Consider the following 12,431-nt stretch of genomic DNA (forward strand, 5'->3'; position numbering starts at 1 on the left):
TAAAGATACTATTCGTTATTAAATTTATTTAAAAATTCTGATTTATATTTTAAACCAATAGGTATTTTATATTGATTTATTAGAATTTGATTTCCCTCAATAATAGTTACTTTTCTTAAGTTTGTAGCGTAGCTTTTATGAACTTGTACAAACATTTTATTAGGTAAAAGGGTTAAGATGTTTTTTAATCTATTATTGGTTAAAAGAAACTCATTCTCAAGATAAATTTTTACATAATCGCCAAAAGCTTCTATGAAAAATATAGACGAAATAGTTACTTTATGCAGCCTTTTATCTACTTTAATTATAATAGATTCTTCTGAAGTTGTTAGTGTAGTTTTTACGTTTAGTTTATCTACAACTTTATTTATAGAAGTAAAAAAACGATCAAAAGAAAATGGTTTTAATAAATAATCTGCGGCATTTACATTAAAGCCATCTACAGCGTATTCTGGATAGGCTGTTGTAAAAATTACAAAAGGTGGGTTTTGTAAAGATTTATAAAATGATAAACCAGATATTTTTGGCATATTAATATCTAAAAAAAGCAAATTTATTTCAGAATTCGATTTTAGTTCAGACAAAGCTTCTACAGCATTATTACAAATAGCTACAAGAGATAAAAAATCAATTTTTTCTATAAATATTTTTAGAATTGATTGTGCAGCAGGCTCATCATCAATAATTAAACAATTAATTTTCATCTGTTTTAATTTTTAGAGAAACTTGAAATTTTTGATCAATGATAGTTGTAGAAAAAGAATGCTTATTTGGATAAATTAGCACCAAGTTTTGTTGAATGTTTTTTAAGCCTAATCCTCCAACTTCTTTAAGAAGAACTAAAGATACTTCGGGAAGATTGTTTTCAATAAAAAAGGTAAACTCTTTTTCATTTTTTTTCATTTTTATGTTAATAAATGTATTTTCAATTGCACCTTTAATACCATGTTTAAAACTATTCTCAATTAATGGAAGTAGTAACATTGGGTATATTTCGAAGTCTTCATTATCAATTTGTATATCAAAGTTAATATTAGGTTTTTTATGTCTAGATTTTTGAAAATCGATGTATTTTTTTAATAAAATAATTTCTTCTTTTAAAGTAATTTTTTTAGTGTTATTATCATATAAAACATACCTTAAAATATCTGAAAGTTGTAAAATGGCATCTGTAGTTTTATCTTTATCAACTAAAGATAAAGAATATAAAACATTCAAAGAATTGAATAAAAAATGAGGATTTATTTGTGCTTTTAAAGAAGATAATTGATTTTCTACTTCTTGTTTATCTAGTTTTAAAGCGTTGTTTTCTAATTTATTTAAATATAACCAATCTTCAGAAAGTTTAATGAACATCGTAGCAGATAAAAAAGCAGCAAAAATAAAACCTATTTTAATATTAGAATGATAAGAAATAAAGTAATAATTAGAGAAAACACCTTCTATTAAAGAGTTAAAAAACAAACTATTTAATTGTGTAAATACAGCTAAATTTAGAATAAATAAAAGACAAAACTGCATGTACTTCTCCTTTTTAAGAAAGTAAGGAATCAATACATATAAATTTATTGTTACCGGAATTATTATGGTAATAAGAAAAGACAATGTATAGTAGTAATCTATTTTAGAAGGAGAAAAATCGTCCGAAAAAATAAACAACAAAATGAAAAAAGAAAAAAACCATAACACAGTGTTAAAAACAAAGATATTATGAAAACTTGTTCTTTTAAAAAAAATATTAATCTGTGCCATTTGTTTTCGTTAACGTAAATTTTGTTGAAGTGTTCCATTTTTCATCATCATTAGAAGCCATGTATTTTTTTATAAACTTCTGTAGCTCCAATGAACTTGCAGTTAATAGATATTTACTATCAAGCACTCCAACTATTTCATGCTTTATTTTAATATTCTTTTGCTTAAAAAGTTCTTCAATTTTGTCTTCATCTAACCATTTTATTTCAACCTCTCCATTTTTTTTAATATCATATTTAACTAAACTATGTGTATAAATAGAATGACTCTCTAGTAAATTATCAATATCATCTTGATGTTCTAATGGTAAAAAATCTAAAAAAGTTTGGTTGTTAATTTTGAATGGTGTAGCTACAAATACAATTTTTTTGTCTTTATATTCCCTTTGAATATAATAACTATTTTTGTACTTTGAGTATAGTTTTTTGTCTTCTTTTGTTAACTCTTTTCTTCTAATTTTTATTTTAAAATCTAAATTTCCTTTGGTAAAAAGTGAATCAAAATTTGTTTCATTATCGGCAAATAACATGTTTCCAAATCTTATGACTCTCCAACTTCCTTCTTTCTTATCCTGCCATTTTCCAATAAAGTTTTCATCAAAATATATTGTTTCTTTTGTATAAAAAGGATGTAAAGATTTTACGACACAAGATGTGAAAAGTAATAAACAAATTGCAAAAATTAAATTTTTAGTTTTCATAATTTTAAATTTATAGATTATTCTACAAATCAAAGAATGAATCGAAGAAAAAATAAATATATTCGATAAACATGGTTTTTTTACAGTCAAACAAAGAAATTTTTAAAAACCAACTAAATTGCTACCTTTAACATTCTAAACACTTTTCTATGGAATATGGATTTCTTTCAGTAATACCACCAATTGTTGCCATCATTTTAGCCTTAAAAACCAAACAAGTATACATTGCTTTGTTATTCGGTATTTGGTTTTCTTGGTTGATAATAGAAGGCTTTAATCCGCTTGCGGGAACTTTAGCAATGATAGAAGGAATGGTAAACGTTTTTCAATCGAAAGGAAATACAAGAACCATAATGTTTAGTGCGTTGGTGGGGGCGTTGTTAATTTTTATTCAATACTCTAGAGGCGTAGAAGGTTTTATCAATATAATCAACAGAAAATTAGTAAAATCAGAAAATAAAAAATCGGGTTACAGTAGAGTAGTGGTTCAGGTTTTGGCAACCTTTACCGGTTTATTATTGTTTGTAGAAACAAGTATTAGCTCACTAACAGTAGGTACTTTATACAGACCAATTTTCGATAAATTAGGCATTCCAAGAGAAAAACTAGCCTATATAGCCGATTCTAGTTCTGCGCCATCATCCATATTAATTCCCTTTAATGCTTGGGGAGCCTTTATAATGGGACTTTTATTAACACAAGGAATAGACAAACCTTTTCCTATGATGATGGCATCTATAAAATATAATTTCTACCCTTTATTAGCTATTGCAATTGTGTTTATTGTTATCCTTACAAAGAAAGATTTTGGACCAATGAAAAAAGCCGAAAAGAGAACCAAAGAAACAGGCGAGTTAATGAACAAAGGTTCTAAACCAATGGTTTCAGATGAAATTACGTCATTTCCCCCAAAAGAAGGCATTCAAGCAAAAGCCTATAATATGATTGTACCGCTTTTGGTAATGGTTTGTATGATGCCCATAAACTTAATTTATACAGGTTGGAGTGCCGTAGAAAAATCTACCTCATTTTTTAATCATGCCTCAGAAGCAATTGGTAAAGGTTCTGGTTCCTCCTCTGTGTTATATGCTGTAATTACGGCATTATTAGTTGCCATGGCAATGTACTTTATACAAGGAATTATGAAGCCTAAAGAAGCCGTTAACTTAACTTTAAAAGGAATTAGTGAACTTATGCCATTAGCCTTATTAATGTTGTTAGCATTTGCTATTGGAGACGCTTGTAAAGAATTAGAAACCGGAATTTACGTAGCCAATGTTACCAAAGATTGGTTGTCGCCAGAATTGTTGCCTGCAGTAGTGTTTATAATTAGTTCTTTTATTGCTTTTTCTACCGGAACCTCTTGGGGAACCTTTGCCATAATGTTGGCAATTTCTATACCAATGGCAAATATTCATGGTTCTGATGTAACTATTATAGTTGCAGCAACTTTAGGTGGCGGAATTTTTGGAGACCATTGTTCACCAATTTCAGATACTTCTATTATTTCTTCCATGGCATCCGCAAGTGATCATATAGATCATGTAAAAACACAATTACCTTACGCCTTAGTTGGTGGTGTAATTACAGTAATAATGTATTTGGTTATTGGTTTTTTTGGATAATATTATTTACGAATGAGTAACCAATGAAGCAATCTGTTTGTTATAACAATTTGGGCGTTACCACAAGGGTCGCGCTTTCCACTATATCTTTTTGTGAAAAACAAAAAGGATGCCGTTTCAATCGCTAACGCTGCCGTATTTATAAACAAATTGCTATTTAGTTTAGCTTGTCATTTATAAATAAGCATTTTTACACACAGTTTTGTCATTTCGACCTTTTTTTGGGAGAAATCACATAAGGCTTGGGTGGTGCTGTGTTATCACTGTTATGCGATTTCTCAATACTTCGAAGTGACAAGTATTGTGGTTCAGTTTTGCGTTATCACTGTTATGCGACTTCTCCTAACGTCGAAGTGACAATTGTTAGGGTTTCTTTTGCGTCCAGTTTTTGGTACACAGTTTTGTCATTTCGACTTTTTTTTTGGGAGAAATTACATAAGGCTTGGTTGGAGTTGTGTTATCACTGTTATGTGATTTCTCAATACTTCGAAATGACAAGTATTGTAGTTCAGTTTTGCGTTATCACTGTTATGCGACTTCTCCTAACGTCGAAGTGACAATTGTTAGGGTTTCTTTTGTGTTCAGTTTTTGGCACATACAGTTTGTCATTTCGAAATGAGCTTTTTAGCGATTGAGAAATCACATAAATTTTGGGTGGTGCTGTGTTATCACTGTTATGTGATTTCTCAATACTTCGAAATGACAAGTATTGTGGTTCAGTTTTGCGTTATCACTGTTATGCGACTTCTCCTAACGTCGAAGTGACAATTGTTAGGGTTTCTTTTGCGTCCAGTTTTTGGTACACAGTTTTGTCATTTCGACTTTTTTTTGGGAGAAATTACATAAGGCTTGGTTGGAGTTGTGTTATCACTGTTATGCGATTTCTCAATACTTCGAAATGACAAGTATTGTAGTTCAGTTTTGTGTTATCACTGTTATGTTACTTCTCCTAACATCGAAATGACAATTACTACAAATATTTTTTCTTACCTTTAAAACAAAATGCTCAACCCACAAAAAGGATTTCATAGTTATTATGTTTACATAATTACAAATAGCTACCGTTCCACATTTTATATTGGAGTAACCAATAATTTAAAAGAACGTTTACAACAGCATAAAACAAACATTATAGAAAAGAAGAAAACATTTGCTGCAAAATATAATATTGAGTTTTTAGTGTATTATGAAAAACATACTTGGATTCAATTAGCTATTGCTAGAGAAAAAGAATTAAAAAAATGGAGGCGTGAAAAAAAATTAGCACTCATAAAGGAAATGAATCCTTCCTTTACTTTTTTGAATAGTGAATTTGAATGAAAATCTTTTTTTGCACACAGTTTTTGGTACACACGGTTTTGTCATTTCGACCTTTTTTTGGGAGAAATCACATAAAGTTTGGTTGGTGTCGTTTTATCATTGTTATGAGATTTCTCAATACTTCGAAATGACAAATATTGCTGCTTGGTTTTGCGGGATCACTATTATGTGACTTCTCCTAACGTCGAAGTGACAATTTTGGAGCTTTTCTAATTCTGTATTAAAATTAAAAACCTCTTTAAGTTTTAAAACTTAAAGAGGTTTTTAATGTATAAAATAAATATTTTTTATTCAGCTAGAATACCACGTTTCTTAATTTCATCAATCACACGTAAAGCACCTTCTTTAACGGTGTTTTCTTTAAAGAAAAATGTTTTTTCGTGTAATGTGTTTCCTTCAAAAAAAGAAACCTGAAAACGATTGCTTAATTTAAATAATTCTGGTTGAATATATTCAATCTTAGCAAAAGAATTTGCGGGAAGTTTGTCTAATTTTTTACGCAACAAAGAAGTTGTTTTAGTATCAGAAAAACCCTGAGAAACAATTACCATCATTTCTAAATCTACATTTTTATTATTAATAATATAAACATTCCAATCATCTGTTTTATACAACTCGTTATATTCATAAACAACGGCCATTTCTACGTCTGTAACTTCTGGTATTTGAATGTCTTTTTTCATAAAAAATAATTAAGAAAATAATTTACTGGTGTCTTTGTATTTTTGAGTGATAAAGCCTTTTAAATTGTTTACAATTAGATGTTCGAAAACAAGATCTACACTATAAATATCAAAAAGATTTTTTGGTTCAAAAACTAAATTCTTAAGATTTGTAAAGTACAAATAACAAAATAAATCTGAATTTAATTTTTTGCAAAGATACTCTTTTTCTATAGCCTCTTCAAGTAAAGGTTTTAAAGTACTCTTTACAAAACCGACTTTAAAATTATCGAAGATAACATCTGCATTATGGTAATATTTCTTAATTCCGTATAAGAACGAAGGTTTAAAATAGTTTAAATATAGAAAACTATTTTTCTGAATTAAGAGCACTCTTTCTATAGGATCTTCTGTGTTTTTTAGAATTTTATCTACTTCGTGTAGAAACTTATCAATAATAAAACGAATACCTTTAGAAACTAATTCGTCTTTATTTTTAAAGTGTTTATAAATGGTTTTTTTAGAAATACCAAGTTCAGAAGCAAGTTCGTTCATAGAAAAACGCTTGCTCCCAAACTTGATAAAGTTTGTAATAGAACATTCTAAAAGTTCTTGTTTACTAACCATTTTTAATTATTTATTTTAAACCACCACCAAGTGCTTCGTATAAATTAACAACAGATTGTAATTGTTGTAATCTGCTACCAATAACTTTAATTTCTGAACTTAAAGCACTTTGTCTAGCTGTTAATAAGTCTAAATAAGTTGCATATCCGTTTTTTAATAATTCTTCAGAATTTGCTTCTGCTTTTCGCAAAGCTTCCACTTCATTTTTTAAGAATACATATTTTTTATTTTCAGAATTGTAAGAATACAACGCATTAGAAACTTCGTTACCAGCAACTAACAATGTTTTTTTAAACTTTAAAAGTGCTTGTTCTTGTTGTGCAATGGCAACTTCTTTTTGTGTTTTTAATTTTCGTTTATTAAAAATAGGTTGTGTTAAACCACCAACAATATTTGCAAATAATGAGTTTGCGTTAAATAACTTATCTAATTCTAAACTTTGCAATCCGCCAGAAGCAGTTAATGTAAAAGAAGGGTATAAACTACTTCTTGCAACATTTGTTAGTTCGAACGCGTTAATTAAGCCATATTCTGCAGCTATAACATCTGGTCTATTACTTAACAATTGAGAAGCAACACCTAATTTAATTTCAGAATTTATAGTTTGGTTATCTAAAGTACTTCTATTAATCTGTTGAGGTGTTTTACCTAATAAAATACTTAATGTATTTTCTGCTTTAAAAAGTGCAACTTCTAAATCTACTTCTAATGCTTTTGCATTATTATATTGTGCAATATTTTGATCTACTGCAACCTGATTTGTTAACCCCGCTTCTTTTAAAGCTTTAATAGTTTCTACTCCTTTTTTTCTTGTTGTAATAGATGTTTTTGTAATTTCTAATTGCGCATCTAAAGCTAAAATACTGTAGTAAGTAGCAGCAATGCTAGAAATTAATTGCGTTTTTACTACCTGATGGCCAGCAACACTTTGTAAATAAACAGCTTGTGTTGCACGTTTATTACTACGTATTTTTCCCCAAATATCTGCTTCCCAAGAAAGTGAAGCTGTAATATCCCATTGATCTGTAGAAGTATCTGTTAAAAATGCTCCGAATTGGGTGTTTTTAGATAATTCTTGATGTGTTAGATTAGGACCAACACTTAAAGAAGGTAAATAACCTGCTTTACCTTGTTTTGCATATGCTTCTGCTGCAACTATTTGTTGAATTGCAATTCGAATATCCATATTGTTTTGCAATCCTTCTGTTATGTATTGCTGCAAATAGGTATCTGTAAACAACGTTTTCCAAGATACATCTGCCATAGATATACTATCTGATGGCAAATTATCTGTTCTGTACAAGTTTTCGGTTTCTGTAACCTCTGGTCTTGTATAATCTTTGGCAACAAAACAACTCTGTAATGTAAAAGCCATTATTGCCATAACTAGTCCTTTTTGAAGACTCGTATTTTTTAGTATTGATTTCATATAATTAATCTTCATTTTGTTGAGAAATAACTGCTGGTTTACTAGAAACTTTTTCTTGTAACCATTGAAATAAGATAAATAGTATCGGAATTATAAAGACTCCTAAAATAGTTCCTATTAACATTCCTCCAACAGCACCTGTTCCAATAGAATTGTTTCCTTCAGACCCAACTCCTTTTGCTAATACTAATGGCATTAAACCAAGAATAAAGGCAAATGAGGTCATTAAAATAGGACGTAAACGTGATTTTGCTCCGTCTATGGCTGCATCTACAATACTTTCTCCATTTTTACGTCTCTGCAATGCAAACTCCACAATTAAAATAGCGTTCTTGGCGAGCAGACCAATTAACATAATTAAGGCAATTTGAAAGTATATATTATTTTCTAATCCGAAGAAATAGGTACTAATATAAGCTCCGAATACACCAAACGGAAGTGATAATACTACTGCAAATGGTAATAAGTAACTTTCGTATTGTGCACTTAATAAAAAGTATACAAATAGAATACTTAATGCAAAAATGAATGCTGTCTGGTTACCTGCACTTACTTCTTCTCTTGTTAAACCAGAATATGCAATGGTATAGTTACTTGGTAACTTTGCAACTTCTTCTTCAATAACCCTAATAGCATCTCCAGTACTAAAACCATCGTTTGTAGCACCTGTAATAGTTGTAGAGTTAAATAAGTTGAAACGGGTTACCGATTGTGGCCCATATACACGCTCTAATTTTACAAACTGTGTAATTGGCGTCATTTCGCCAGAGTTTGTTCTTACATACATGCTATTTAAATCATCTACCGTTGCTCTATCATCTGGTAAAGCTTGAATATATACTCTAAATTGTTTTCCGAATTTAGAGAAATCTGAAGCATATACACCACCAATATAACCTTGTAATGTTGAGAAAATACTATTAATAGGCACTCCTTTTTCTTTTGCTAAAGGCACATTAATATTCATTTCATATTGTGGGTAATTTGTGTTGAAAGAAGATTGTGCATATTTTACTTCTGGATGTGCCATTAAAGCCATTGCAAATTCTTTATTTGCTTTATCTAAGTCTTTAAATTTACCTCCAAATTTATCTAATAAATTTACTTCAAAACCAGCTGAATTACCAAAACCACGAATACTTGGCGGTGAGAAGAAAATTATATTTGCTTCTGGTATTCCTGCTACAACGCCAAATAGCTTACCTGTAATTGCTTGTACAGAAGTTGATGGATCTTTTCGTTCGCTCCAATCTGCTAATTTTATAATACCAAAACCGTAATTACTACCAGCTCCACTAATTAAACTTCTACCTTTAATAAAGTTAACTGCTACAACACCTTCTATTCCATTTATTTTTCCATATAAATCTTTCGCAACAGCATTGGTTCTATCTAAAGAAGAACCTGCTGGTAATTCTATATTAGCAAAAATAATTCCTCTATCTTCATTAGGTACAAACCCTGTTGGTGTTTTTTCTGATGCCCAGAAAATACCTACAATAGCTAAAGCTAATAATAAAACAGGCACCCATTTTCTTTTGTATAAGAAGTGTAACGATTTTCCATAACGTTCTACTGTAGCGTTAAAACCACGGTTAAATAATGTGTAAAAACGTTTTAAAGGACTTTTACCTTTTAATTCTTCGTCTTCTTTATGTGGTTTTAATAATAAAGCACATAAAGCCGGACTTAAAGTTAAAGCATTAACTGCAGAAATAAGAATTGCAATAATTAAAGTAACTCCAAATTGCTCATAAAAAACTCCTGTTGGTCCAGATATAAAAGTTACCGGAATAAATACCGCTGCCATTACCAAGGTAATAGATATAATTGCTCCAGAAATTTCATTCATGGCAGTTAACGTAGCTTTTTTAGGATCTTTCTCACCTTCATCTAACTTTGCATGTACTGCTTCTACAACTACAATAGCATCATCTACCACAATACCAATTGCAAGTACTAACGCAAACAATGTTAACAAGTTAATAGAGTACCCAAAGACATTTAAGAAAAAGAAAGTACCAATAATAGAAACTGGTACTGCAATTGCAGGAATTAAGGTAGAACGAAAATCTTGTAAGAAAATAAATACCACTAAGAACACCAATAAAAAGGCTTCTAATAATGTACTAATTACTTTTTCTATTGAGGCATTTAAAAACAAACTTGTATCATATGGTACAAATACATCTAACCCTTCTGGTAAGTCTTTTTTAACAGCTTCTAAAGTTGTTTTAATATTTTCAATAATTTCTCTTGCATTAGATCCTTTTGTTTGAAAAATACCCATAAAAACGGCAGGGTTTCCTTTACTCATTGCATTAGATGCATATGATTGTGCATCTAACTCAATAGTTGCTACATCACTTAAGCGTAAAAATTCTCCGTCCCCCAAAGCTTTTATAACAACATCTTCATATTGCTTTTCTTCTTTAAAACGACCACTATATGTTAGTGTATATGAAAATGCTTCACCATTATTCTGACCTAAAGATCCTGCTGCTGCTTCTAAGTTTTGTTCTTTTAATGCCGCAGTAATATCTGAAGGAATTAATTTATAAGCAGCTAACTTTTCTGGTTTTAACCAAATACGCATTGCATAATCTTGCTGAGAGAATACACTAACATCTCCAACACCACTAATACGTTGTATTGCAGGAATAACGTTTATTTTTAAGTAATTCTGAATAAATGTAGCATCGTAATTGTCGCTTTCAGAATACATAGATATAAACATTAAAGCACTTGTTTCTTGCTTTTGAGTTGTTACACCAGTTTGAATAACCTCTTGAGGTAACAAAGGTGTTGCTCTTGCTACACGGTTTTGAACGTTTACTGCAGCAATATCAGCATCTATTTCTTGATTAAAATAAACAGTAATTTCTGCGGATCCTGTATTTGATGCGGTAGACGTAATATACGTCATCCCTTCTACACCGTTAATTTGCTCTTCTATTGGTACAATAACACTTTCTAATACCGTTTCTGCATTGGCACCAGGATAATTAGCAATTACTTTTATGGTTGGCGGTGCAATATCAGGATACTCTTCTATAGGCAATCCTGTTATGCTTATAACTCCTAATATAACTATGATAATGGAGATTACTGTTGAAAGCACTGGTCTTTCAATAAATGTTTTTAACATGACTAAGTATATTTATTAGTTACTAGTTTTTAAATAAAGTTGCTACTGGTGTAAGTGCTTCTTCGAAAGAGGTTTCTTTAGGTGAAATAGCCATACCATTTCTTAATTTTCCAACACCAGATACTATAATTTTATCTTTTAAAGAGAGTCCACTTGCTACAACATAAAGATTGCCTACAGTTGCTTTTACCTTAACAATAGAAGCTGTAATCTTATTATCTTCACCTAACTTAAATAACATAATGTTTCCTTGTTGTTCGTAAGTTGCTTGCTGTGGAACAACAATAGCGTTTTCGTAAACAGTTGGAATTTGAATTTTACCACTATTACCATTTGTTAATAATTGGTTCGGATTGTTAAAAACGGCTCTTAAACTAACAGTACCGGTACTTTTATTAACTTGTCCTGTACTTGTTTCAATTTTACCTTTTTCAGAAAATGTACTTCCGTTTGCTAAAATTAAATTGATTGCAGAATAATTCGCTAATTTTTCTTTTAAGTTTTTTCCTTCAGAATTTTGTAAAAAGTCTAAATACTGACTTTCATTTAAACTAAAAAAAGCATAGACTTTACTAATATTACTAACAGTTGTTAAAGGATTTGGGTCTGCAGGACTAACTAATGCACCTTCTCTAAAATTAATAGCACCAACATAACCATCTACTTGGCTTCTTATTGTTCCGTAGCTTATACTTGCAGAAACACTACTATAGTTTGCTTTAGCTTGTGCTAAATTTGCTTTAGCAGTTTCTAATTGTACAGCACTTATAATGTTTTTTTCTACTAATGGTACTAATTTATTTACTTCTACTTGTGCTACATTAACGCGTGCTTTTGCTGCACCAGCATCTTGACTTAAAGACTGTGTTTCTAGTCTAAATAATATTTGTCCTTTTCGTACTTTCTCACCTTCGTCTACCATTACTTTTTGAATGTAACCAGAAACTTTTGCTCTTACTGCACTATTTACTACACCTTCTATACTTGTTGGGTATTCTTTAAAACCTGTTACCGTTTTAGTTTGCATGGTAACTACTGGAAAAGAAGGAGCTGGTCCTTTTACCGCTGTTGCTGCTTGTTTTTCATTTTTGGCGCAACTTACAATCACTAAAAAAAGACTTAGTGCTACTAATATTAATAATTTATTGTTTTTCATTTTTGATCTTAA

At 30.2% G+C, this 12,431-nt stretch carries 10 protein-coding genes; 2 read left to right on the forward strand and 8 right to left on the reverse strand.

Annotated elements, in window-relative coordinates; translation table 11 throughout:
- Positions 1-8: 8 nt before the first annotated feature.
- The 3 genes from SHK09_RS01990 to SHK09_RS02000 all read right to left on the reverse strand — a co-directional run bounded on the left by SHK09_RS01990 (position 9) and on the right by SHK09_RS02000 (position 2,452).
- Positions 9-704 carry a LytTR family DNA-binding domain-containing protein gene (locus SHK09_RS01990; RefSeq protein ID WP_319809094.1) on the reverse strand — a complete coding sequence of 232 codons (696 nt, stop codon included), beginning with the start codon at positions 702-704 and terminating at the stop codon, positions 9-11.
- Positions 694-1,521 carry a sensor histidine kinase gene (locus SHK09_RS01995; protein ID WP_319809095.1) on the reverse strand — a complete coding sequence of 276 codons (828 nt, stop codon included), beginning with the start codon at positions 1,519-1,521 and terminating at the stop codon, positions 694-696. Before SHK09_RS01995 ends, SHK09_RS01990 begins: the two co-directional genes overlap by 11 nt.
- Before the next feature lie 217 nt (positions 1,522-1,738).
- Complete coding sequence (locus SHK09_RS02000) at positions 1,739-2,452, reverse strand: hypothetical protein (RefSeq protein WP_319809096.1); 714 nt, start codon at positions 2,450-2,452, stop codon at positions 1,739-1,741.
- A gap of 149 nt (positions 2,453-2,601) precedes the next feature.
- Here SHK09_RS02000 and SHK09_RS02005 point away from each other — a divergent pair, with 149 nt between their 5' ends.
- Positions 2,602-4,077 (forward strand): Na+/H+ antiporter NhaC family protein, encoded by a 1,476-nt coding sequence (locus tag SHK09_RS02005; RefSeq protein WP_319809097.1) that lies wholly within the window; start codon positions 2,602-2,604, stop codon positions 4,075-4,077.
- Between the two features lie 1,002 nt (positions 4,078-5,079).
- On the forward strand, positions 5,080-5,397 hold the full coding sequence (locus SHK09_RS02010) for a GIY-YIG nuclease family protein (protein ID WP_319809098.1): 318 nt from the start codon (positions 5,080-5,082) through the stop codon (positions 5,395-5,397).
- Positions 5,398-5,684: 287 nt separating this feature from the next.
- Here SHK09_RS02010 and SHK09_RS02015 read toward each other — a convergent pair whose 3' ends face one another.
- Genes SHK09_RS02015 through SHK09_RS02035 form a run of 5 tightly spaced genes read right to left on the reverse strand, consistent with a single transcriptional unit; the run spans position 5,685 to position 12,419 of the window.
- Complete coding sequence (locus tag SHK09_RS02015; protein WP_319809099.1) at positions 5,685-6,080, reverse strand: hypothetical protein; 396 nt, start codon at positions 6,078-6,080, stop codon at positions 5,685-5,687.
- A 9-nt stretch (positions 6,081-6,089) separates the two neighbouring features.
- On the reverse strand, positions 6,090-6,686 hold the full coding sequence (locus SHK09_RS02020) for a TetR/AcrR family transcriptional regulator (RefSeq protein WP_319809100.1): 597 nt from the start codon (positions 6,684-6,686) through the stop codon (positions 6,090-6,092).
- A 10-nt stretch (positions 6,687-6,696) separates the two neighbouring features.
- Positions 6,697-8,115, reverse strand: a complete 1,419-nt coding sequence (locus SHK09_RS02025; protein ID WP_319809101.1) for an efflux transporter outer membrane subunit — start codon at positions 8,113-8,115, stop codon at positions 6,697-6,699.
- A 4-nt stretch (positions 8,116-8,119) separates the two neighbouring features.
- Complete coding sequence (locus SHK09_RS02030) at positions 8,120-11,263, reverse strand: efflux RND transporter permease subunit (RefSeq protein ID WP_319809102.1); 3,144 nt, start codon at positions 11,261-11,263, stop codon at positions 8,120-8,122.
- A 22-nt stretch (positions 11,264-11,285) separates the two neighbouring features.
- Entirely contained in the window at positions 11,286-12,419 is a 1,134-nt protein-coding gene (locus tag SHK09_RS02035; RefSeq protein WP_319809103.1) for an efflux RND transporter periplasmic adaptor subunit, read from the reverse strand.
- Positions 12,420-12,431 lie beyond the last annotated feature (12 nt).

This window comes from Polaribacter sp. PL03, assembly GCF_033875165.1.
Lineage (GTDB): Bacteria > Bacteroidota > Bacteroidia > Flavobacteriales > Flavobacteriaceae > Polaribacter.